Source organism: Streptomyces sp. NPDC048255 (assembly GCF_040652415.1).
In the GTDB taxonomy this organism is placed as follows: Bacteria; Actinomycetota; Actinomycetes; order Streptomycetales; family Streptomycetaceae; genus Streptomyces.
On record NZ_JBEZMA010000023.1, the window covers coordinates 46,864 to 68,891 of the forward strand.

Here is a 22,028-nt window from a genome sequence, read left to right on the forward strand (position 1 = left end):
ATCCGGTGCCGGGCAACCACTGAGGCGCTGGATCTCGGTGCGTGACCGCGTAATCCGCCTAGTACTCCAGCCGTAGTTCGTGATCCCGATCGTGAGGGGCGCCGAGGAGGCAGCTGGCAGCGTCGATCATCTGGACGAGACCGACCACGCCGTCGCGGGCGTCCGTTCCTTCTCCGCCTACCCGAGTCCACCGAGACGGAGGGCGTTCCTTATCTCGCTGAGCTTCGCGGTCGTCGCCGGGGTCCACTCCTTCGCCTGCTCACCGAGACGGAGGGCGTTCTCAATCTCGCTGAGTTTCGCGGAGGACAGAACGCCCGCTCGCTCGATCAGGTCGTCCCGGGACACGGTGGTCAGCCACGTGCAAGGGGTAAACCCCGGACGCGGCAACGCGAACCGCAGCACGCCTTCAAAGGGCAGTCCTTCCACGGCGCCTACTGCCACTTCGACGCCCAGACCGGTGATGTCGACACCCGCCCGAGCGACGACCTGCATCACCCGGATCCCGGACGCGTCGTCTCCCGACAGCAGCACGACCGGCCGCCGCTCGTCGAACTCCACCCACCAGACTTCGCCACGTTGCACATGTCCTCCTGACACAGGAACGGCGGGCGGACGCTGCGCGACCCCGACGCGCTGTGGAGACGGGTGCGGCCACCCGTTGATCATCGGCGTGTGAAGACAAACGATCACACGGTGGCCGCAGGTCACAGCGTAGACCCTGCCCGCTGGCAGCAGGCGTTCGAGGGCCTGATGAGCCGGATAGCGGGACGGTTCACACGGGTCGAACCCCGGCTGTACGTCCCGCGTTCATGGACCTCCGACCCTGACCGCTGCCGGGATGCCGGACTCGACCAGGACACCGCCTTCGCCACCAAGCCGGAACTGGCCACTCGTATGGTTGCCCGGTCCCTGGACGCCGGCCACCAGGCCGCAGGGGTCGCCGGCGACGAGGTCTACGGCGGCAACCCCAAACTGCGAACCGCACTGGAGGAACGCGGCACCGGCTACGTCCTCGCGGTGGCCTGCTCGCACGAAGTCACTACCGGGGCGGGGAGGTTCCGTGCGGACACCCTGACCAAGAAGGTGCCCAAGCGGGCCTGGCAGAAGCTCTCCGCAGGGGCCGGGGCCAAGGGCCACCGTCTCTACGACTGGGCATTCATCGACCTCGCCGAACCCCGACCCGGGAGTCGTCAGCTGCTGATCCGCCGTAACCGCAGCACCGGCGAACTCGCCTACTACCGCTGCTACTCGCCCGCACCCGTGCCGCTGACCGTGCTGGTCAGAGTCGCTGGATCAAGATGGCGGGTGGAGGAGTTCTTCCAGTCGGGTAAGGGCCTGGCCGCACTCGACGAGCACCAGGTCCGCCGCTATGCCTCCTGCACCCGCTGGGTCACCCTCGCCATGCTCGCGGGCGGGGCCGACGACCCGTGGGGTGCGCCTCCCGCAGGACGGGTACCCGCACTCGCCTCCGCTCCGGGCACCGCCTCCACTCCGGGCACCGCCCCCGCTTCGGGCACCGCCCCCGCCTCTGTGGCCGCGCCGCCGGGGCGGGAAGCCGCCGATCCGTGGGCGCCGCGAGCACGGATGCGAAGCGTTCCTGGGGACCGTTGACCGAGGGCCTGACGGTCCCCCGGACCTCGACTTCGGCGACCGGGCCCGCCCCTGGAACAGCTCCTGGTGCACCCGGCCGTGTACTCCCAGATGGTGTCGATGGTCAGGGGACGTCCTGCCGGAGCGGGAGGCGGGCCTCCTGATCGGCTCCCGCCAGTGGCCGCTGTCGGCCGCCCGCATGCAGAGCATGGGCGAGAGCGGCGGTGCCAAGGCCGTCGGCGCACACCTGGCCAGTCTCGGCGACGACACCTCCTGGAAGGAGGCCCCGGGCTCCGCTCTGGTGGGGCGCCTCGTGGACGCGACCCTCCACTCCTTGACGGTGCCACCGTCCGTGCCTGCCGCGCCCGCGTCCCGGGTCCGGGTCTCCGCGGCGGCGGCCCGTTCCCGCCCACCACCACGCCCGCCGCCGTGGCCCCCGGTCAGCCGGTCCCGGCCGCAGCCGCGGTCCCTGCCCAGCGGCAGGAGGCCGCGCCTGCCAAGGTCACGGGGCGTGGACGGGTGACGGCGGCGGCTCCTCTCAGTCTCCCTCGATGACGCCGTGGACGGCCACACAGTAGTAAGTCCCGCCGATGTCCTGCTGGACCCCGTTCTTCGCGGCGCAGTCTGCGGCCGAGATGGGGCCGGGGTCCGCTACGGCTGGTGTCGTTCCGGTGATGACGAACGCCAGAGCGATGCAGGACGTGGCAATGAGGGAGGCGGTTCGGCAGCGCATGGTTGCCTCTTTCGTGGATGGACGGACAGGTGCTCCCACTCAAGCTCATGCCGAAGCCGGTCGGGCTACCCCGCGCAGGCGTGGCGAGGGTGAACGCTGATCACCGGGGTGGATGACTTTCCCGGGGCTGCGGCCGGAGTCGTGGTGCTGGCCAGTGCGTGGGGCTCAGGCGCCCTGCACCTTCCGCAGGCCGCTCCACCGGCGCCGGGCGCCGCGCCCCCTCAAGGGCGCTCGGCGCGGCAGAAGGCGGACCAGGAGCCGTCGATGCGGCTGCTGAAGGCGCTCGACGAGGTCGCTGACGACGGGACCGGGCTGCCGGGGGAGTTGTCGGAGTTCGAGCGGATCGTGCTCTACGGCGTCGCCGAACTCCCGGACCGGGAGTACCCGCCGCCAGGTCACGGCTGCCCGCGCCCATGAGCCGGACGTCGGTCTGGGGCGAGTTCTCAGCGGCTTCCGGAACGCGCGAGGAGTGCGCATTCACGCGCGCCCACTGCGCAATCCGGCGGGGAAGTTGACTCCCACGTCATGTCCGGGCCCAGTCCACGCCGAGGCCGGCGAGCGCGGCGAGCTGCTGGGCGTCGAGCCGGTCGCGGCGGGCCTCGGCGTTCCCGATCCAGATCCGGGTGTGTGCTCGGCTCCGTAGGCCAACACCTCGACGACCGCGCGCCCCGGCAGGCCGCCCTCCCGCTCGACGTACTGCGCGAGGGCCTCAAGGCCCTCCTGGAACGCCTTGCGGGCTCCTCGGCGAACCCCAAGCCGGATCGGGCGGACGACCGCGAGTCCTGGATGCCGGTCCAGCCCGAACCGCGGCCGGGATCCGACTGCGCAGATTGATTGAGTGATCTGGAACCAGGTGACCGGCGCCGCCGGCATGTCTGCCATGGCCTGAGCAACAGCCGCCGACGGCCTCTTCCTGCCCTCAGACGATCACGCCAATGGCCGACCCGCCGCCCACCGGCTGGCGCCAGCCCGACAACCCCGACGACGAGCAGATGTACCAGAAGGAGCTCGCCTGATCCCGCGCGGAGGCCATGGCCCACCGGGCCGCGGATCGGGAGAAGCCCCGGCCGGCGTGCGCCGGCTGCGGCACGAGATTCACCGACGAACGCTGGGCGCAGACCGAACGCGGCCGCGACTGGGGGACGTCGGCCGTCCGGTGCCGGGACCGCAAGACCGTGTTCGCAGTTCACGGCAAGCAGCGACTGCAGCGCGTCATGCACGGCGCCGGGTTGCCCGGCCCACGCACGCCCGTACGGACTGTGCCGTCCCGGCGACTCAAGAGGTGACGGACGGCCTGTGGCGACAACCCGAACGGTCTGACTGCCTGTCAGCCGAGGAAGACCCGCCCGGCAGACATCCAGCGCTGCTCTGCCGAGTACACGCTGGAGGAGTTGACGCTCCACCGGTAGCCGGCGAAGCCGCCCGTCGTGTTGTCCGAGTAGAAGATCATGTGGCCGTAGCCGACGCCTGAGCCGGCGACCCAGTCGGTCACGTTCCCGACGGCGTCCACGATCGGCTTGTAGCGGGAGTCGGGGAACGCCTCGTAGTTGGCAAGGTTGCCGTTCTTCGGATCACCGTGCGGAAGGTGCGTGCAGTCGATGACCTCGAAGATGCGCGGCGTCACATTGTCGCCGAGCTTGGCGTCTACGACGCTGTTCCGGAACGTCCCCTTGGCCTTGCGGATCATGACGATGTGGCCCGTGTAGGCGCTGTTGGGGTCGTTGTAGTCGATCGCGACCAGATCACCGGGCCTGAGATTGACCGGCTTTTTCACCTGCTGGATATTGAGGATCTCTGCGGCGCCCTTGAAGCCGGACTGGTACTCCTCCGCGCTCGGTGACCACTTGGGGTCGTCGATCGGGATGCTCGGGAAGAAGTTGTCGTGGAAGTACTGCTCCGTCGCCCACCCGGTGGAGGTGCCCTCACCGTACGCGCGCATGAGCGTCTTCGTCACGAACGTCGAGCACTGGGCCAGCGCCCGGTATTGCTCGGCCAGGCCAGGGTTCCCCCAGGTCAGCACGGTCGACCGGGTGTCCGAGGCCAGCTTGTACTGGTTGCGGTCCGTGTTCAACGGGTCCGACATCCGCAGATAGTCGACCATCTGCTCGGCCTCGATCTGATGCGGAAGCGTTGGCAAGTACGGATCGGCTGCCGGAGCTGGCGTGGACTCGGCGTGTGCCGGACTGGCGGCAGCAGTGGCGAGGACGCCACCGGCTGCGAGTGCGGCTCCGCCCGATATCAGTCCGCGTCGGCCCAGGAGGCGTGAGGTGTTCTGGGACAAGGCTGTGCTCCATTCGGGATTGCTTACCGGCGAAAGACGCCGCCCCAGGGGGCAGTGCCAAATCCCTGGTGCGGTGTTGCCAGCCGCTCGAAGGCCGCAGCCATCTGCCTGGCCGGGCGCTATGTCGCGGCTATCTTCATGTGGTCCGCGCGGTGAGCCGCCATGCTCCGGCCAGGACGAGTGCCGGGACGGCGGGGCGAGCGCGGGAGCCTTGTCAGCGGATGACGTCGAAGACGTTCTTCTGGAGGCCGTTGGCGTAGGCCTCGTGCTCGACGAGCTTCAGCTTCTGTGTGTCCTTGTCGGTGGCGCTGAAGAGCCGCTTGCCGGCGCCGAGGAGGAGGGGGAAGACGATCAGGTGGTATCGGTCGATCAGGCCAGCGTCCGAGAATGCCTGGTTCAGGGTGGCGCTGCCGTGGACGATGATCGGGCCGCCCTCGGTCTCCTTCAGCGCGGCGACCTCGTCGAGCGAGCGCAGGATGGTCGTCTCGCCCCAGTTCGACACCAGGTCGTCCTCGCCGAGGGTGGTGGAGACGACGTACTTCGGCATCGCCTTGTAATCGGCGAAGTCCTCCATGTCGGGCCACACCGGGCTGAAGGCCTCGTAGCTGGTCCGGCCCATCAGGATCGCGGTGGCTTCCTTCTGCTCCCGGCCCTTGATCTCGAAGGCCTCGGGGAGGAACTCGACGTCCTTGAAGGTCCATCCGGAGTTCCGGTAGCCGGGCTCGCCGCCGGGGGCCTCCACGACGCCGTCGAGGGAGATGAAGGCGGACACGATGAGCTTGCGCATGAGGTGACTCTCCCTTGGCTGCGGGCGGACGAGCGCCCTTGTGTGCGATGTCCACATACGGAAGGTGCGGTGATCCATGCCCCCCGGTTGATCTTGCATCAGCCTAGACGAGGCAAGTGAACGCTGTCTGCATTGGAGTTGGTGATGACCTCGGACGACAACAAGCCCCAGCGCACCACCTACCGCAACGGCGACCTCCACAACGCCCTGATCAAGGCCGGTGTCGAACTCGCCCGCCAGGGCGGCCCGGAGGCAGTGGTCCTGCGCGCCGCAACCCGTCACGTGGGCGTCGCGCCGAACGCTGCCTATCGCCACTTCGCCGACCGCAGTGCACTCCTGCACGCCGTCTCCCAGGGCTATGGCCGAGGTCGCCCGCACCATGGAGGCCGAACAGGCTGCAGTGCCGGACGGCCTGGATGAGAAAGCCGCAGCCCGGGCCCGTTTCCGCGCGGTCGGCACCGGCTACCTGCGCTTCGCCCAGGAGGAACCCGGCCTGTTTCGCATCGCCTTCCACGTTCCCGGCGACATGACCCACGCCTCAGACAGCGATGCTTCAGGGGCCGGCGGCAAATCCCCCTTCGAGCTCCTGGGCGGTGCCCTCGACGGCCTCGTGGAATCCGGCCAGCTGCCCGCAGACCGGCGCCCCGGCGCCGAGTTCCTTGCATGGTCCGCCGTCCACGGTCTCGCTGTCCTCGTCATCGACGGCCCCCTGCGCGGCCTTCACCCAACCCAGACCCACGACGCAGGCCAGCACCTCATCGACATGATCGAACGCGGTGTCTGACCCACCGGACAGGTGTGAATCTGCAGTTGAGGTCCGTCTTCAAATTGATCTAGCCCAGAGCAGGAGCGATGCGAGGGTGACCACAGCTTCGTAGGAGGAGGCGGTCTTCTCGTAGCGGGGTGTGATGCCTCGGTAGCCTTCGAGCCGGTTGAAGCAGCATGCGACTGTGGTTGCGGCGGCGGTAGATCTCGATATCGAAGCCTGCCGGTCGACCACCTTGCCGGCCTCGGTTCCGGCGATGCTTCTTCTGGTCGCTCTTCTCTGGAATGGTGTGTCCGATGCCGGGCCAGCGTCACGATGGCATCTGTGCACGCCCCCTGCTCGAACGCATCCGAGTGCCCCGCCCGGGCCGGCCCTCGCCGTTTCAGTCGTGGCTGCCGGGTAGCCGAGCGGGATCGTCAGGGGCGGTGCTGGTTGGTGGGCATGGTGGGGGCCCGGCGCGGAGGTCGGGGTTCTCCAGGGTTTTCAGGTCGCCGCCACGGCACCGACATCCTCGTCCGCACCGACAGCGCCGGATCCGCGAGGATGACGTCTGGGCGCACCTCGGTGATCACCGCGTCCAGACTTGAGGCGTCTCGCAGATCAAGGTGGTGCCACGCGGCTTGAGCGGTGTCGCCGGGCTTGCTCGCGTACGTCGCGGCTGTGGTGTGCCCGGCGGCCTTCGCCTGCCGGAGCAGCTCGGCTCCCAGGAAGCCGCTGCCGCCAATGATCAGAGTGTTCATGCGCGGCACGGTAGCCGGGACGGCGGAGGTTCCGGAGGGCCGTCTCCCATGGCTACGACGCCCAAGGCGTCCGGGTGACGTTCGGGGTCCGCCTGCCGTCCGGGCCCGAAGGCGCGAGCGGGCCGCGCGAGGCGACAGGACGACCGCCGCGCCGGGGGCCGGCTCTACGACGGGTGTGTGCTGGGCTGCCAGATGTAGCGGACGTCGGGTTCGTGCTCGTCGTTGCGTCGGCCGTCGGTCCGTTCGACGGCTGTGAAGCCGTGCCGTTCGTAGAAGCGCTGCGCCGAGGTGTTGACTTGGAACGCCCACAGCGTCAGCCCGTCCGGTTGCTGCCGCTTGGCCAGGTCCATGAACCGGTTGCCGAGTCCCCGCCCGCGCCATGCGGGGGCGAGGTAGAGCTGCTTCAGCTCCGCTCCCTTGAGCACCATCACGCCGACGACCGTGTCCGTGGTGACCGCGATCCAGGTCTGGTACTGGGGCACGAGTACCCGTGAGAACCAGTCCCGGATCTCGTAGTCGGTGTGGGCGCAGCGTACGGACGGCAGCGAGGCGGCGAAGGAACGCAGCCACACGTCGGCGCGGCGCGCGCGTCAGCGTCGCCGGCGCGCCGGAGAAATACATCACCGCGGTCCACAGCTGGTGGCCTCCTGCCTTCCAGACGTCGGTGGCAGCCGACGGCTCCCGCAGTACCCCCAGCCCCTCGCCCTCATACGGCCTTGGGGGCCAGTGGAACAGCTGATACCGGCTGCTCCACTGGCCCCCAAGGCCGGGGCCGGAGTAGGGACGCGGAGGGCCCCGCACGAAACCGGGAGGTCAGGGGTTCACGCGCGGGGCCGCTCACGGGGTGTGGGCCGTCAGACTCCGATCAGGGCGTACGTACCCGTACCGTCCTGCCTGCCGCTGGAGTACTGGCGGATGAACTCCCCGTCCGCGTAACGGTCGTGGCCCATCATGGAGCCGGTGTACTTGTTCTGTACACCGATCTTTGAGCTGCCGGGTACGTCGCGGTAGATGTAGAACCGCTGGAGGTCGTCCTCCGTGCAGGGGACCGTCGTCAGGACCGCCCGTTCGGTGGCCGCGTTCTGCTCGGCGATGGTCGCGCACCCGCCGTTGCCCCAGTTCCACAGGGACGCCTCGAGGACCCCGTTGGTCTCCGTCACGTTGCACAGGCGCCAGTGGTCCAGGTGGGCGCTGAAGATCGTCGAGGGCCGCAGGCGGACACCGTCGGCCGCCAGGAGCGGCGCGCCCCAGGACAGGGGCTTGCCGGGTACAGCGATCTTGTAGGCGCCGGTCTCGCAGTTGAGAGCGGCCTGCACGCTACGCCCGGTGGCCTTGGGCTGTTCGGCGGACGTGCCGCTGGTGAGGGCCGGGCGCTGCACGGGGCGGTCCTGCATCTGCTTCGCCGTCGGCGCCACCGCACCCGCCGGCTGCTCGGCCTTCGCGGCAGCCGAACCGCAGTCGAGGAGGTCTTGTGCCTTGCCCGTGATGCTGCCTGCAGGCAGCTTGTCCTCGCAGCGCACCGCGCCTTCCTCGAGGGTGGTGGTGAGGCTGCCGCTGCCGGGACCCTCGATCCACTTCAGTGCCCAACTGCCGTCGCCCTGTTGGACGCGGTTGCAGTTGAGGCCTCCGTAGCCGGTTGTGCCCTCAGTGATGTACCGGCCCTTGACGTGGGTGATCGCCGGGGTGACCTCGGTCGTCGTGATGTACGGACGACGTGTGCCGAGGTCGGCCGCCGTGCAGGCATCGCCGGGCTTGACCTGCGTGGTGGTGGCGGACTTGGCAGGTGCGGCCGCGGCCGGCGAGACGGCAAGGCCCACGGTGGCTGCAGCGGCCGAGGCAGCACAGGCCATGAGCGCTCTGCCTATGCGACTGACGGGTCTTGTGGGGCGCATCGATGCCCTTTCCCCCTGGTCGTGTGTGTTCGGTCAAGGGGTGAACGTAGCGGCCATGGGGTTGGTGGCGGGAGCCCGGAACTTGCCAAAAATGATCATAGAGGGGCTTATTCCGCCCATGGCGCGCACGGGCGCCGGACCGATTCCATCCCTAACGGACCTGTACGCCACCGAACAGGGGGGACGTAGTGACCCCCGTAGAACAGTGCTGAAGCTGACGGGCACCAAGCCGTCCGGCAGTACCCGTTCGTTCCACACTTCGATGTGGTGGCGCGTCACGCAGTGCTCGTCAGTCATGCCCTGTCCGGCACAAAGGCGCGTCCGTCCGGCAGGCTTGGGCCTGCCTGCCTGCCTGCCTGCCTGCCGGACGGACGGGGGGGAAGGGGACAGCGGGTCAGCTCACCCGGAAACGCGGTCGGGTGCCTGCTTGATGCTGGGGGCACTTACCAGCCGGGGGATCGCTCTTTCTGTTCCTTGGTGCCGGCGTGCACGACGCTCTGGTGGTAGAGGTCGGCGACTGTGTAGCACCCCGGCTTGTAGTTGCCCGTGTCGCAGGCCTTCTGCAGGTCCTTCAGGAAGGTCTGGTCGACGCGGTGCTTGGCCGCCCGGCCCTCGGGCGTGCGGGTGAGGTCCGTCTGTTCCAGGCCCAGAAGCCGCTTGTAGTTGCGGTAGCCGAAGTCGTGGCGGGCGCAGGCGATCCGGAAGTCGACGGTGCCGATCCTGTCCTTCCCGGGCGAGGAGCAGAAGTCCTTGTCCCAGATGAAGCCGAACCGGTCCCAGTGGTTGCGCTGGTGGGAGTTGCGGGCCTTGTTCCAGGCGTTACGGGCGGCGTCGCCCGACTGCGTGAGCTCGTGCAGCCTCTGGAGTGTTTCCAGCTTGTCGGCGGGGGTGCCGAGCGGTGCGCCGAGGCTGGTCCAGTTGCCCGGCTTGCCGGTGTACTGGAAGACGGCCTTGCGGTCGGGCGAGAGACCGTAGATCCGGTCACCGTTCGTGGTGAAGGTCGCTCCCGGGCCGCCGATCTCGGTCCACTTCTCGGCCTTGCCGTCGTACTTGGATACGTCTCCGGTGGCATGGCCGGCTGAGGTGTCGGTGGCGAACAGGGTGCCGCCGCCGTAGATCTGCCCGGTGGCCTGGCTGCGGACTGTCTGCCACTGGCCGGGCTTGCCTTGATACCGGTGCACCTTGCGGTCGGGGCCCAGGCCGAAGATGTTGCGGTCGGTGGAGGCGAACTGGAGGCCGGGTCCGCCGATCTGGGTCCACTTCTCGGCCTTGCCGTCGTACTTGGACACGTTCCCGGTGGCGGAGGCGGTGGCGAGCAGCGTGTGACCGCCGTAGATCTGTGCGGTGGCCTGGCTGCGGACTGTCTGCCACTGGCCGGGCTTGCCTTGATACTGGTGCACCTTGCGGTCGGGGCCCAGACCGAAGAAGCTCTGGTCCGTGGCGACGAAGTCCAGCCCGGGCCCGCCGATCTGGGTCCACGCCCCGTACCGCGCCGCGTGTCCCAGCTGCGGGTCGAACTTCCAGGGGTTCCCCGCCTGGTCGGTGGCGTACAGGATGCCGCCGCCGGCGTGGATCTTTTTGGCGGGCCCGAACACCTGGTTCCAGTGCCCGCCGACGCCGGACCACTCGTAGACGCCCTGGTGGCTTGCGGCCAAGCCGTAGACGGTGTTCCCGGCCGCGACGATCTGTTCCAGTGCGATCGGGGCGGGGCCGGACGGCCGGCCGATCTGGCGTTTGGCGGGGGCGGCGTTCGCCGCGACGCCGAGGGCGAGGACTCCGACGGCCAGCAGGCACAGCATGCGGAACGCGCCGTGGAACCTGCGCCACCAGGTGACGGCACCCGTCGGGGCCTGTCGGTCGTGTTGGGGCGTGACGGTGTTCATCGAGATCCCTTCGGGGACGGTCGGCGGGACGTGCATGGGCGCGATTCAGAAACTGAAGATCCACTGCCAGAAGGAGACCCGGACGGTGGGTGCGCAGCCGCTGCTGGGAGTGGGAACGGTGGCGTCCGGCCGGGCAGCCGTGGCGGGGCCGCCCGCGGTGTCGGCCGGAGGCTTCGATGCCGATGCCGATGCCGAGGGCGAGGGCGAGGGCGAGGGCGAGGGCGAGGGCGAGGGCGGCGGGGACGCGGCCGAGGCGGAGGTGCCTGGCTTCGGGCTTGCTGCCGTGGTGGTACTCGGCTTCGCCTTGGGCTTCGGCGGTGCGGTGGCCGTGGCCGGCGGTGCGGGCATGGCAGTCGCGGTAGGGGCGGGCTTGGCGGGTGCCGTGGGCCGGGCCGGTGCCGGGGCGGGCGCCTGGGGTGTGGTGGTGATCTTCTTGTAGCGCAGGGGGATGTAGGCGGTGCGGGGGTGCCCGGCGATACGGCTGTCGTGGATGTTGGCGGTGTCCTTGCGGGCGGGCCGGCCGGGGCGGCTTTGGCTGTAGTAGAAGAAGTCGCCCTCGGCCTTGTCGGTCCAGCCGCCGAACAGCACGGCGTGAGCGGCCGGGTGGTCGAGGGCGTCGCCGGCCTGCAGCTGGTCGAAGCCGGACAACCGGTTGGCGACGGCGGGCAGGGACTGGGTGGTCAGGCTGTCCTTCAGCTGCCAGGCCATGGACACGAACCCGGAGCAGTCCTGCCGGTAGGAGCCGCCGGTCACGTCGTCCTTCCACCAGCGCGCCTGGCTGTACGCGACTTCCTTCTTCACCCAGTGCTCGGCCCGGGCGATGACCTGCTCCCGGGTGACGGGCCCGCCGGGTGCCGCTCCCCGGCCGATGCTTCCGGTTGCCATGGGGCGCTCGTAGCGTGGTGTGCTCTGGGCTTGGGCGGGGATGACGGCCAGGCCGATGGCCAGCGCCAGTCCCGCCAGGGCCGCGAGGGCCTTGGGCCGGCGGACGAACGGTCGGTGCACGGTGGTCCCTTCCTTGTGGTGGTCTCGCTGTCCGCGTTGGCGGAAGCGGTGGAACACCACGCTGGAACCTGATCTGATTATCCGTTGGGTCGTGTTGGTGTCAGTGCAGGTCAGCGATTTGGGGGAACCGGACAACCGCGAATTTGCACGAATGTCCGCGAACACGCCGACAGACGAGGAGGGGGAGAGATGACCAGACCAGGACGCCCGCCGGGCCCGTTGAAGGGCCGCACACCCGAAGCCAACGCCCTCGCGCGGTTCCTGCGGGAGCTGACAGCCGAGGACACCGTCAGCCAGCTCGAAGAGCGCTACCAGCTGAGCAGGAGCGTGTGGAGCGAATACCGCTCCGGAGCGAAGATCATTCCGCTTGCGCGGCTCAATCAGATCATCGAGAACCGCTACCCCCGCGACGCCCGTACCAGAACGGACAGGCTCCAGCAGGCGCGCCGCCTTCACACCGCCGCGACGACCGCGGCCCCCACCCCGGCCTCACCTCTCACTCCGCCCGCGCTCCCCGGCCCCCTGCCCACGACCGGACACGAAGAGGACCACGGCAGCGCGCGAGCGGAGAACGGCGGTCCACCAGCCCCAGGCGACGCTGCTGCCCTGACCGGTACAGAACCGATCCCCCCAGCGGGTCCAGCGGCCCTGCCGCAGCCGGGGGACCGAGCCGTCAACGAGCCGGACACCAGCACGGATCCGCGGGACCGGCGGGCACCGGCATCCGGGCGCGCGCCGCGCGCCGGGCGGCGGGGACGCTGGAGCGCCCCCGCGCAGTGGGCCGCACTCGCAGCCTTGGTCGCGGTACTGGTGATCGCCAACCATTACGGCGGCTCGCCGCAGACGTCCGACGGGGCCTCCTCACCCGGAGACACAGCGCAAGAACAGCACCGGTCTTCGCTGACGAACCGGCGGGCGGCAATGCGCGCCTGCCGCACGGCCGCCGTTTACAGGCCAAGGGCCAGCAGGATCGTGACCGTCGGCGGGACCGGCGCGACCCACCCCGCCCAGCGGCCCGCCCTGGCGCGGGTGGGGTGGCGCCGCCACAGCCAGAAGATCACCACGAGCAGTGGAGTAGCCGTCCAGGACCCAAACCAGCAGACCGTGACGACTGCCACGGTTTGAGGATGAACCTCCGCGGCCATCCCGGCAAAGGCCCCGAAGAGAAACGCCATCGGAATCATGGCCACCGCCAAGGCCGTGACCCACCGCAACGCCGTGTCGGTGACAGGCGCCGCGGCGGTCTGGTCGGTGGTCAGGAAGGGAGTCGTCTCGTGCATGCGTACAGCCAATCGGCTCCGGCGCCGGTTCGCCTGCGTTGACGTACTCAGGGTCGGCAGGTCTTCGTACTCATCCTGCCCAGGCAGCTGTCCAGGCGTCGGCACCGGGCCGTCCCGCGGAGCTGCGGGCTGTGGCCGACCGCGGGCCGCCTGTTCGCCGTCCAGGAGGCGGGCGCGACGGAGGCCGGCCTCCGGCAGATCGCCGCCGAGGCCCTCCAGGAGAGCTATTTCACAGCGGCTGCCGCGTGAGCGATCTGATCGTGGAACTGACCGACAGCGACTACCGCGACCTCGAAGGACCGGTGCGCACTTCTCCTCGGCCTGGGGCACCCGCGACGTCCTCGACCTGCGCCTGGACGCAACCATGGATGACGTGCCCCGGTTCGGCGGGGGCCCGGCCGAGGCTGCGGGGTGACCGATGAGGATCTGTCGTTCACGATCCGCGGCCGAGTGCTCACACATCGCGAACGGCCGGACCGTCGCACCAGTCCCACCCGGCCAGGGCACCTCGACCAGATCGTGTTGTGGGCTCTTAGTATTTACCTGTGGACGATGATGACGGTCAACTCCTGGCGGGTCGCTACCAATTGACGCACCTCCTGGGCCAGGGCGGCATGGGTGCGGTCTGGCGGGCCCGCGACGCACAGCTGGCGCGGGACGTGGCCGTCAAGGAACTGCGGCTGCCAGGGCACCTCCAGGACGCCGAGCGGGCGAACTGGATCGCGCGGCTCGACCGCGAGGCCCGCGCCGCGGCGCGGCTGAAGCATCCGGGGATCGTCACCGTGTACGACCGGATAGCCGGCGCGGACGGGCGGCCATGGATCGTCATGGAGTTGGTGACCGGCGGCTCCCTGGCCGACCTCATCGAGGCACGTGGCCCGCTTCCGCCTCAGGAGGTCGCGGACATCGGGCTGCAAGTGGCCGCGGCGCTGAGCGCCGCGCACCGGATGGGGATCACACATCGGGACATCAAGCCCGCCAATATCCTTCTCGAAGAGAGCCGGGCCGTGCTGACCGACTTCGGGATCGCGGCGGTTGAGGGGGACGCCACCCTCACGGCCACCGGCATGATCATGGGGACACCCGCGTTCATGGCTCCCGAACAGATCCGGGGCCTGCCCGCGACGGCCGAGTCCGATCTGTGGTCGCTGGGAGCGACGCTCTACGCCGCCGTGGAGGGGCGAGCGCCGTTCACCGCCACGACCCCGAGCGCTGTTCTCGTCGCGGTTGCGACGGAGGACCCCGCGCCCACCGTGCAGGCCGGTCCCCTTGCCCCCGTGCTGGGAGGGCTGCTCCGCAAGAATCCGGCCGAGCGGCTGACGATGGACCAGCTGCGGGCGCGGCTGGCGCAGCCCGTCACCCTATGGACCCCGGCTCCCTCCGCTCCCGCCGGTCCACCACTGCAGCCGCCTTCCCCGGTGCCGCAGCCCCGGACCGTCACCGCGATGACACCGCCTCCCGCCGGTCGGCCGGCAATCCCCGCCGACGCTCCGACGGCCGCCCCGCACAGCCCCACCGCACCCCGCCGCCGCTGGTCCACACGCCGAATCGTGCTCAGCGTGGCTGCGGTCCTGGCCGTGGTGGCCGCGTCGGCGATCGGCTCTGTGCTGATGAATCCCGACGCCTTCAATTCCACGTACAAGGACAACCTGCGCACAGCCCGAGGTTCTGGGTCCCCCGCCGACTTCCGCCGGGAGTCCGAGGCCCGTGTCTCCGAGGACCAGGCGCGGGTGACCTACACGGCAGAATGCGCCAGCAACAACGAATGCGGCTCCCAAGCAGACAGCGCGCAGCAGTGGCTCACGGCGATCCCCGGCGTGGCTGCGGTCCCCTTCACCCGCAGCAGCGACTGCTTGACCTCCGAGAAGGGCTGCGCCATCCAGGTCACTGCCACCTCCCCAAACAACCAACCGGCTGTCCGACGAGCCGTCCTCCGCCGGACCCTGACGGCCGGAAGCGCCCAGCATCCCCTCGGAGCCCGGTACCTCCTCGAGGTCGACTTCGGCCGGTGATCACGATCGCGCACGACAACGACGCGCCGTTATGGACAAAGCCCACACCGTCTACCTCGACCGCCTTACCCGCAGCCTCCTGAACGACTGGTTCGACGAACGCGCCCGCCGCCGGCCCGCCTCACCCAACCCCTACCTCCTGATCACCGCTCAGAGCGCCCACCATCCGGCCGCACCACCCCTTAGCAATAGGGGGCGTCAGAAGGCGCTGTCGAGATTCGGCAGGGGGTACTCGTGGTCAACCAGTTATGGGCCTTGATCGGCGTCACGCTGGGCGCATTGTTGTCCTACTTGGGGCAGGCGGGCAGGAGTTGAGTCAACGGCAACCAGCCGTGGACGAGGGGGTCTCACCCGTGGATTCCGTATCCGCGTCGGTTCTTTCGGTGCCGACCGGGCCGCGGGGAAGCATCCGGTCCAGCCACCTCGGCAGCCACCAGTTGGTCCGGCCGAGGAGTGTCATGGTCGCCGGTACCAGCACCATGCGTACAACAGTGGCGTCGATGAAGATCGCGGTGGCCAGGCCGAGCCCGAACATCTTGGTGGAGGGGTCGTCGGCGACGGCGAAGGACAGGAAGACCGCCACCATGATGAGGGCGGCCGAGGTGATGATCCGGGCGGTGCATGAGACGCCCTCAACGATCGCCGTGCCGTTGTCGCCGGTGCGCAGGTACTCCTCGCGTACGCGGGAGAGGAGAAACACCTCGTAGTCCATCGACAGGCCGAACAGGATGGCGAAGAGGAACATCGGGATGAACGACACGATCGGAACCGTCGCTTCCAGCCCGATGAGTGCGCCTCCCCAGCCCCACTGGAAGACGGTGACCATGATGCCGTAGGCCGCGCCGATGCTCAGCAGGTTCAGCAGTACCGCCTTGAGCGGTACGAGTATGGAGCGGAAGACCAGCATCAGCAGCAGGAACGACATCGCCAGCACGGCGGCGACGAGCACCGGCAGGCGTTGGCTGGTGCGTTGGCCCACATCGGACAGGCTCGCGGTGGCGCCGCCGACGTGGGCCCTGGCCGGGCCGTGCCCGATCGCCATGGGCAGCACGTCGGTGCGCAGCCGGGCGATGGTGTCGGCCGTGGCCTTGTCCTGAGGGCTGGTGGTCGGGAACACCACGAGGGTCGCGATGCCGGTGTCCCCATCGATGTGCGTCGGCGCGACGGATGCGATGCCCGGATCCGCCGCGACCGTTGCGACGAGTCGGTCCAGCACTCCCGGATCACCGGCGGGGTCCGCGGCGATGACGAGGGGACCGTTGGTGCCCGGGCCGAACCCCTCGGCGACGAGGTCGTAGGCGCGGCGCTCGGTACGGCTGTGGGGCAGTGAGCCGTCGTCGGGCAGGCCGACGCGCAGGCCGAGCACGGGCAGCGTCGCGGTCAGCAGCAGCCCCGCCGCGCCGATCGCGTACAGCACCGGGTGCCGGCTGACGTGCCCGATCCAGCGCCGCCAACCGGCGGCGGGAGCGGCGCCCGCCACCGTGTCCCGCTGCCGTGCGAGTCGGCCCAGCTTCCGGGTCTGCAGAGCCCGGCCCATCCGGCCGGCCCGGGCCAGGCGTGGGCCGGCGGCGCCGAGGAAGGCCGGCAGAAGCGTCACCGACGCGACCACCATGGTCAGAACGACGATCGAGACGGCGAGCCCGCCCACCGTCATGAACGGCACGTTCGCGACCGCCAGGCCGAGGATCGATACGACGACGACGCCGCCGGCGAAGACCACGGGCCTCCCCGCCGTGGCCACCGCTCGCCCCGCCGCCTCGTGGGGGTCGAGCCCGCGCGCGAGGTACTCCCGGTGCCTGGCGAGCACGAACAGCGCGTAGTCGATGCCCACTCCGAGCCCGACCATGCTGCCCAGGACGGGGGCGAAGGTCGGGACGTCCGTCACCCCCGCCAGTACCGTCATCGTGGCAACTCCGATGGTCAGCCCGAAGACCGCCATGCCGATCGGCAGCGCGGCGGCGACGAGTGAACCGAACGCCAAGAACAGGATCGCGGCCGCGGCGAGGATGCCGATCAGCTCGCTTGCGCCGCCGTCGGGTTCGGAGAAGGCGTAGAAGAGGTTCCCGCCCATCTCGATGCGCAGGGGCAGCTCGGCGCGCAGCCGGTCGCCGAGATCGACGAGGGCGTCGAGGTCTTCGGCCGACAGCCGGCTCTGGTCGGGATACTGCACCCGGACGACTGCGATCCGCCCGTCGGCCGAGACAAGGCCGCCGCGTACGGCGGTGTCCCCGCGTGCGTCGAGTGCCCCCGCCGGGTCGCTCGTGCCGAGCACGTGCGGCAGCCGCTTCACCTCGGTCTGCAGCCGCGTGAGAGCGGTGCGCGCGCTGCCGTGGTCGAAGAACGTCGCACCGCCGTCGAGGGGGGTGACGACCACTTGGGCGGTCATCCCCTCCTGGCCGGTGCCGGCCCGCTCGATCAGTTCCGCGGCCCGTTGGGAGTCCAGCCCCGGAGCGGTAATCGAGTCCGCGGTCCGCCCGCCGAAGGCGATCGCGGCGAGGACGGCAAGCGTGGCGGCGATCAGCCATGCCGCGATCACCCGCCAGGGATGGCGGGCGGCGCTTGCGCCCAGGTGCAACAGGGCTTTCGAGAGCATCGGGTCCTCCAACCACCTCGTTGGCCGTCCTTGTACGGCCGCCGATGCCAAGGCTCGTCGCCACGGCGCTCTGCGGCATCGGCTCGCGGGCCGCGGATCCGTCGGCCCTAGGGAGGAGTGACGTCCCGTTCTTTCGGCCGATGCGCGGCACGGCTCGGTGCCTAGGCTGAGAACCGTGCTACGAGACGACCTGCGAACCCTGTGGACCGAACCCCGGCCGCCCGACGCGCCCGCCCGGGTGTGGCGGGACTGGGCGCTGCTCGCCGTGAGCCTGGGCGGTGTGGTGCTGGAGGCCACCCTGCGCGAGAACGTCGTGTGGCGGCCGGTGGCGGTGGTGTTCGCCGTATGGCTGTGCCTGCTGCTCTTGTGGCGCCGGACCCGCCCACTGGCGATGGTCAATCTGGCGTTCGGCTCGGTGATCCTGCTTCAAGTGGCCTCGCTCGTCGCTGCACCGCGCGAGCCGGTCGGCCTGGACACCGGCGCGGTCGTGCTCGTGCTGGTGTACGCCCTGCCCCGGTGGGGATCGGGACGGGAGATTGTGCTCGGCGGCGCGGTGATCCTCGCGGCCTGCACCCTGGCGACCGTCACGTACGAGACCCCGGTCGTCGAAGAGCTCGCAGGCTTCGTCTTCCTGCTGCTGCCCGGAGTGGTCGGGGCTGCCGTGCGGTTCCGGGTGACCGCTCGCGAGCGGCAGTTGGACCAGGTGCGCTCCCGCGAGCGCGAGCAGCTCGCCCGGGAACTGCACGACACGGTGGCCCACCACGTGTCGGCCATGGTGATCATCGCCCAGGCGGGCCGGGTGCTCGCGGACACCGACCCGTCCGCCGCCGTCGAGGCGCTGGAGGGGATCGAGGAGGAAGGGGCGCGCACGCTGGAGGACATGCGCGCCATGGTCGCCGCGCTGCGGGACCGCGGCGTCGGCGCCGAGCTGGCGCCGCCTGCCGGCGTCGCGGATCTGGAGCGCCTGGTGCGGACCCCGGGTGGCCGCCTCAGGGTGGACCTGAGACTCGACGGCGAGCTGGACGCGCTGCCCCCGGCCGTGGACGCGGCCGTCTACCGCATCGTGCAGGAGTCGGTGACCAACGCGATGCGCCATGCGGTCGACGCGACCGAGGTCGTCGTCCGGGTCGCCGCCGAACGGCACACGGTACGGGTGAGCGTGCGCGACAACGGCCAACGCACCGGCCGAGGCCGTGCCGGATACGGACTTGCCGGACTGCGCGAGCGCGCTGCCCTGCTCGGCGGCAAACTACGAGCTGGTCCCGGCGCCGACCAGGGCTGGCATGTCGAAGCCGAGCTGCCGAGAGGGAGGACCGAGAGCGGTGCCCATCCGCGTCCTCGTCGCTGACGACCAGACCATCATCCGCACCGGGCTGCGGATCATGCTGAACGCCCAGCCCGGCATCGAGGTGATCGGCGAGGCCGTCGACGGACAGGAATCGGTACGTCTGGCCCGCGAACTGCGCCCCGACGTCTGCCTGTTCGACATCCGCATGCCCGTGATCGACGGGCTCGAGGCCACCCGGCTGGTCGCCGGCCCGGGCGTCGCCGACCCGCTGGCCGTGGTCGTCATCACCACGTTCGACCTCGACGAGTACGTCTACGGCGCGCTGCGTGCAGGCGCCCGCGGATTCCTCCTCAAAGACACGGGACCAGACCTTCTGGCGCAGGCCGTACGGTCGGCGTCCGACGGTGAGGCGCTCATTGCCCCCAGCGTCACCGTCCGTCTGCTCCAGGCATTCGCGGACCTGCCCGCTGGCCGGCCCGTGGCCCAGCCGGTCTCCCCCGTCACCGCCCGTGAGGAGCAGGTGCTCCTGGCCGTCGCTCGCGGGCTGACCAACACCGAGATCGCCGATGCGCTGCACATCAGCCTCAGCACGGTGAAGACGCATCTGGCCAGCCTGATGGCCAAACTCGGCGCCCGCAACCGGGTCGAGATCGCGATGTGGGCCTACGAAACGCGCCGTATCCTCCCCGGAACCTGAGCCGGTGCCGGGCTATGTCCCATGAGAGCCTGACGACTTACGAGGCGGGCCCTGAAGTGGATGCTGTTCTGTGTGCGAAGTACGGCTCGACAGCGATCAGGTGGCGGTGGTGATCATGGCTGTCATGGGGTGACCAGGCTGCTGCCGTCAGGCGCCGATCGCGAGGATGGCTGGCTGCCAGGGGTGTGCCCGTGTGAAAGTGCTGGTCACAGCCTTCGTTTGCGATCTCTCGGTCTCGTGACAGCTGGCGACCTGAACTCATATCGCCCTGTGACAGCACTGACGCGTCCGATCTCTCATCTCATGACAGCGCACGTACCCGGACCGATGGACACCTCTCTGACCAGGGCAATCGCCAGCAGAAGGGAAAGCCCGCCGCTGTCACACCATCCACTGCCACGAAACCGAGAGATCTCACGACCACATAGGCATCAAGCGAATCGGGCCGCCCGGGCATGTCCGCGGGTCCATCCGTGGAGGGGGCCACTTCCTCCGCCGCGGCGGAAAGTGACCGGCCGCCGGGGCGGGAGACGGCGTCTGGTCAGGCTGCACGCCCAGCGTGGTCAGCCGTTCCTGCTGCTCGGGGAGGAGTCACGCCCAGTTGGCGGGCTGCTTCTGTTGCTGGAGCCACTTGCCGATGTCGTCGCCGTCCATCAGCACGCCGGGTGCGATGTCGGGCAGCAGGCCGTCGGCGTCGACGAGGTCCGCCAGTACGCGGTAGTGCCGCTGCCATTCCAGCGGCCACGGACAGTCCCAGTCCTCGTCGATCGCGGCGAGCTGTGCGGCCCGGGTCGTCGCGGTGTCCTCGTTCTTCCCGAGACCGTTCTTCGCGCCCTTGCGTCGGAGGTTGGCCATGTGTTGCCCGATGGGCACCATTTCGTCGTCTTCGCCCCAGACGGCGTCCTGTCTGGGTGCGAGGTGTCCGGTTGCCCGGTGGTAGGAGCGGAGCGCGGCGAGTTTGGCCTCCCATGCCTCCTCGCCGGGCTCCCAGACCATCCCGGCCTCCGGCGCGTCCAGCAGCACTTTGCGCCGCTCCTCGAGTTCGCCGGCGCGCAGGGCCTTGCGCTGCTGGTGCACCCACCGGCCGAGGGGGAAGTCCCGCGGGCTGGGGAAGTGGAGCAGGGCCGACTCGGCAGCGGCGTCGGCGCCGTCCTTCTGGTCCTCGCCGTCCCCGTCTACGCCGACGATCCGGCCGTCCTCGTCGCGCTGGAGGTGCAGCTTGCGCTGGCCGTGGGTGAGGGCGCGGGAGGCGACCTGCTCGACCAGGCGCTCGTCGTGGGAACGCAGGCCTTGGAGTACCGCTACGAGGGGGCGGTAGCTGGCGGAGGCGACCATGTCGGGTGGGGTCCTCGCCGTGCTCCAGGAAGACGGGCACGATGCTCGGCGGCTCTTCTGCGCAAGGACCTGACTCCGGAGTTGATGGAGGACATCGTCAGGCTCGGCGCCGCCCGTAGTCTCGCCGCCAACGGTTCCGTGCCCGCCAAGTTCAGGGCCCGTTTCGCGGATAGTCCGGAGCCGCTGGTCCGGGCTGCGGTCGCGGCGAGCGTTACCGACGAGCCGTCTGGGCTGCTGGCACGCCTAGCGCTGATCGGGATCCGTCCGTGCGTTCCTTGCGATGAACGAGCATCTGCCGCCTGGGCTGCTGGCTGTGCTGGCCGTGGATCCCGAGCCGAGCGTGCGGTCGTCAGTTGTCGATCACTGGCGGCATGCACCCGAGCCCGTGCGCCGGGCTTGGCTGACGGACTCTGATCCGAATATCCGCAGGGCTGCCGCTTCAGTGTGCTCGCCGCCGGCGGATCTGTTGCCTGCTCTCCTTGCTGACCCGCAGACCCGTGCCATCGCTGTCAGGTATGCCGGTCCGTCCCCGGAGCTGGCCGTTGACCCGGATTCCGCTGTTCGCAAGGCTGTGGCTGCCCATCCGGACCTGCCCGCTGAGCTGCGAGATCTGCTCGCAGGTGACCGGGACGCCTTCGTCCGCAACGAGATCGCGGCCCGCGCGGACACTCCCTCGACTCTGCGTGACAGCATCGTGGCCACCCTGACAACTGCCGACCCCGTTGCCGACTGGTTTCTGTCCTTCCGCCGAAGCACCCACCCATGCCCGCCACCCACACCGGCTCCCCCCAAGCTCACGCGAGAACAGGCGGAAGACCTCCTCGCCTGTGCCGGCCTGTAGCCGTACGGTTCTCCGGTTCAGGCAGCCTGAACCAGGTCGGTCGGGGCCGCCAGGACCAAGCTGTCCACGGTCGGGTGGAAGTGGAAGGGCGGGAAGAAGTTTCCCCACGGCACGAAGCTGTGCGTCGAGTTCAACGTGGTGCAGGGGGAGCCGTGCGCGGTGATCCACCGGTAGCGGGACCCTGCTGCTGGAGCCGCTGACCGGAGCAGCAGTGCGGGGGGGCCCCCCCCCCCGGGGGGGGGGGGCGCCCCCGGGGGGGGAGAGAATGCAGAAAAAGAACGAGCCGAAAAGACGCAAAAAAAAAA

Annotated in this window: 19 protein-coding genes and 2 pseudogenes; 9 read left to right on the plus strand and 12 right to left on the minus strand. The window is 69.8% G+C overall.

Annotation, left to right across the window (positions count from 1 at the left end):
• Window positions 1–177: 177 nt before the first annotated feature.
• A complete protein-coding gene (locus tag AB0D94_RS19670) occupies window positions 178–582 on the minus strand; it encodes a type II toxin-antitoxin system PemK/MazF family toxin (RefSeq protein ID WP_351408166.1) in 405 nt (134 codons plus the stop codon).
• A 168-nt stretch (window positions 583–750) separates the two neighbouring features.
• Between AB0D94_RS19670 and AB0D94_RS19675 the strand changes: the two are divergent.
• A pseudogene (locus tag AB0D94_RS19675) lies at window positions 751–1,410 on the plus strand (IS701 family transposase); the annotation flags it as partial.
• A 718-nt stretch (window positions 1,411–2,128) separates the two neighbouring features.
• Here the strand turns inward: AB0D94_RS19675 and AB0D94_RS19680 are convergent.
• Window positions 2,129–2,323 carry a hypothetical protein gene (locus AB0D94_RS19680; protein ID WP_362053186.1) on the minus strand — a complete coding sequence of 65 codons (195 nt, stop codon included), beginning with the start codon at window positions 2,321–2,323 and terminating at the stop codon, window positions 2,129–2,131.
• A 108-nt stretch (window positions 2,324–2,431) separates the two neighbouring features.
• Between AB0D94_RS19680 and AB0D94_RS19685 the strand changes: the two genes are divergently transcribed.
• A complete protein-coding gene (locus tag AB0D94_RS19685; protein ID WP_362053189.1) occupies window positions 2,432–2,740 on the plus strand; it encodes a hypothetical protein in 309 nt (102 codons plus the stop codon).
• A gap of 210 nt (window positions 2,741–2,950) precedes the next feature.
• Window positions 2,951–3,157, plus strand: a complete 207-nt coding sequence (locus AB0D94_RS19690; protein ID WP_362053192.1) for a hypothetical protein — start codon at window positions 2,951–2,953, stop codon at window positions 3,155–3,157.
• A gap of 493 nt (window positions 3,158–3,650) precedes the next feature.
• Here the strand turns inward: AB0D94_RS19690 and AB0D94_RS19695 are convergent, their stop codons facing one another.
• Both AB0D94_RS19695 and AB0D94_RS19700 read right to left on the minus strand, forming a co-directional pair.
• On the minus strand, window positions 3,651–4,460 hold the full coding sequence (locus AB0D94_RS19695; protein WP_362053195.1) for a hypothetical protein: 810 nt from the start codon (window positions 4,458–4,460) through the stop codon (window positions 3,651–3,653).
• Window positions 4,461–4,818: 358 nt separating this feature from the next.
• Window positions 4,819–5,391 carry a dihydrofolate reductase family protein gene (locus AB0D94_RS19700; protein WP_362053198.1) on the minus strand — a complete coding sequence of 191 codons (573 nt, stop codon included), beginning with the start codon at window positions 5,389–5,391 and terminating at the stop codon, window positions 4,819–4,821.
• A gap of 144 nt (window positions 5,392–5,535) precedes the next feature.
• Between AB0D94_RS19700 and AB0D94_RS19705 the strand changes: the two genes are divergently transcribed.
• Complete coding sequence (locus tag AB0D94_RS19705; RefSeq protein ID WP_362053201.1) at window positions 5,536–5,811, plus strand: helix-turn-helix domain-containing protein; 276 nt, start codon at window positions 5,536–5,538, stop codon at window positions 5,809–5,811.
• Entirely contained in the window at window positions 5,750–6,175 is a 426-nt protein-coding gene (locus AB0D94_RS19710; RefSeq protein ID WP_362053204.1) for a TetR-like C-terminal domain-containing protein, read from the plus strand. The genes AB0D94_RS19705 and AB0D94_RS19710 overlap by 62 nt, the downstream gene beginning before the upstream one ends.
• Before the next feature lie 398 nt (window positions 6,176–6,573).
• Here AB0D94_RS19710 and AB0D94_RS19715 read toward each other — a convergent pair whose 3' ends face one another.
• The 6 genes from AB0D94_RS19715 to AB0D94_RS19740 all read right to left on the minus strand — a co-directional run bounded on the left by AB0D94_RS19715 (window position 6,574) and on the right by AB0D94_RS19740 (window position 12,957).
• Window positions 6,574–6,897, minus strand: coding sequence for an NAD-dependent epimerase/dehydratase family protein (locus tag AB0D94_RS19715; protein ID WP_362053207.1), 324 nt, complete (start codon window positions 6,895–6,897; stop codon window positions 6,574–6,576).
• 164 nt (window positions 6,898–7,061) lie between these two features.
• Entirely contained in the window at window positions 7,062–7,469 is a 408-nt protein-coding gene (locus AB0D94_RS19720) for a GNAT family N-acetyltransferase (protein WP_362053210.1), read from the minus strand.
• A 282-nt stretch (window positions 7,470–7,751) separates the two neighbouring features.
• Window positions 7,752–8,789, minus strand: coding sequence for a hypothetical protein (locus AB0D94_RS19725; protein WP_362053213.1), 1,038 nt, complete (start codon window positions 8,787–8,789; stop codon window positions 7,752–7,754).
• Between the two features lie 443 nt (window positions 8,790–9,232).
• The gene (locus tag AB0D94_RS19730; RefSeq protein ID WP_362053216.1) at window positions 9,233–10,708 is read right to left on the minus strand and encodes a phospholipase A2; all 1,476 of its coding nucleotides are present in this window, start codon (window positions 10,706–10,708) and stop codon (window positions 9,233–9,235) included.
• Window positions 10,709–10,717: 9 nt separating this feature from the next.
• Window positions 10,718–11,677, minus strand: coding sequence for a hypothetical protein (locus AB0D94_RS19735; RefSeq protein ID WP_362053219.1), 960 nt, complete (start codon window positions 11,675–11,677; stop codon window positions 10,718–10,720).
• A 947-nt stretch (window positions 11,678–12,624) separates the two neighbouring features.
• The gene (locus AB0D94_RS19740) at window positions 12,625–12,957 is read right to left on the minus strand and encodes a hypothetical protein (protein WP_362053222.1); all 333 of its coding nucleotides are present in this window, start codon (window positions 12,955–12,957) and stop codon (window positions 12,625–12,627) included.
• Between the two features lie 545 nt (window positions 12,958–13,502).
• Between AB0D94_RS19740 and AB0D94_RS19745 the strand changes: the two genes are divergently transcribed.
• Complete coding sequence (locus tag AB0D94_RS19745; RefSeq protein WP_362053225.1) at window positions 13,503–14,969, plus strand: serine/threonine-protein kinase; 1,467 nt, start codon at window positions 13,503–13,505, stop codon at window positions 14,967–14,969.
• 316 nt (window positions 14,970–15,285) lie between these two features.
• Here AB0D94_RS19745 and AB0D94_RS19750 read toward each other — a convergent pair whose 3' ends face one another.
• A complete protein-coding gene (locus AB0D94_RS19750) occupies window positions 15,286–17,562 on the minus strand; it encodes an MMPL family transporter (protein WP_362053228.1) in 2,277 nt (758 codons plus the stop codon).
• 175 nt (window positions 17,563–17,737) lie between these two features.
• Between AB0D94_RS19750 and AB0D94_RS19755 the strand changes: the two genes are divergently transcribed.
• Both AB0D94_RS19755 and AB0D94_RS19760 read left to right on the plus strand, forming a co-directional pair.
• Window positions 17,738–18,910: a sensor histidine kinase gene (locus AB0D94_RS19755; protein WP_362053231.1), complete on the plus strand. Its 1,173-nt coding sequence runs from the start codon at window positions 17,738–17,740 to the stop codon at window positions 18,908–18,910.
• Window positions 18,885–19,547: a response regulator transcription factor gene (locus AB0D94_RS19760; protein ID WP_362053234.1), complete on the plus strand. Its 663-nt coding sequence runs from the start codon at window positions 18,885–18,887 to the stop codon at window positions 19,545–19,547. The genes AB0D94_RS19755 and AB0D94_RS19760 overlap by 26 nt, the downstream gene beginning before the upstream one ends.
• A gap of 513 nt (window positions 19,548–20,060) precedes the next feature.
• Here AB0D94_RS19760 and AB0D94_RS19765 read toward each other — a convergent pair.
• Window positions 20,061–20,925: pseudogene (locus AB0D94_RS19765) on the minus strand (helicase associated domain-containing protein); the annotation flags it as partial.
• Window positions 20,926–21,162: 237 nt separating this feature from the next.
• Between AB0D94_RS19765 and AB0D94_RS19770 the strand changes: the two are divergent.
• Window positions 21,163–21,723 carry a hypothetical protein gene (locus tag AB0D94_RS19770; RefSeq protein ID WP_362053237.1) on the plus strand — a complete coding sequence of 187 codons (561 nt, stop codon included), beginning with the start codon at window positions 21,163–21,165 and terminating at the stop codon, window positions 21,721–21,723.
• Window positions 21,724–22,028: the final 305 nt, after the last annotated feature.

Coding starts and splice junctions, on each gene's coding strand:
- AB0D94_RS19710 (WP_362053204.1), top strand. CDS start 5,750: ATGGCCGAGGTCGCCCGCACCATGGAGGCCGAACAGGCTGCAGTGCCG.
- AB0D94_RS19715 (WP_362053207.1), bottom strand. CDS start 6,897: ATGAACACTCTGATCATTGGCGGCAGCGGCTTCCTGGGAGCCGAGCTG.
- AB0D94_RS19750 (WP_362053228.1), bottom strand. CDS start 17,562: ATGCTCTCGAAAGCCCTGTTGCACCTGGGCGCAAGCGCCGCCCGCCAT.
- AB0D94_RS19740 (WP_362053222.1), bottom strand. CDS start 12,957: ATGCACGAGACGACTCCCTTCCTGACCACCGACCAGACCGCCGCGGCG.
- AB0D94_RS19725 (WP_362053213.1), bottom strand. CDS start 8,789: ATGCGCCCCACAAGACCCGTCAGTCGCATAGGCAGAGCGCTCATGGCC.
- AB0D94_RS19730 (WP_362053216.1), bottom strand. CDS start 10,708: ATGCACGTCCCGCCGACCGTCCCCGAAGGGATCTCGATGAACACCGTC.
- AB0D94_RS19770 (WP_362053237.1), top strand. CDS start 21,163: ATGAACGAGCATCTGCCGCCTGGGCTGCTGGCTGTGCTGGCCGTGGAT.
- AB0D94_RS19700 (WP_362053198.1), bottom strand. CDS start 5,391: ATGCGCAAGCTCATCGTGTCCGCCTTCATCTCCCTCGACGGCGTCGTG.
- AB0D94_RS19705 (WP_362053201.1), top strand. CDS start 5,536: ATGACCTCGGACGACAACAAGCCCCAGCGCACCACCTACCGCAACGGC.
- AB0D94_RS19680 (WP_362053186.1), bottom strand. CDS start 2,323: ATGCGCTGCCGAACCGCCTCCCTCATTGCCACGTCCTGCATCGCTCTG.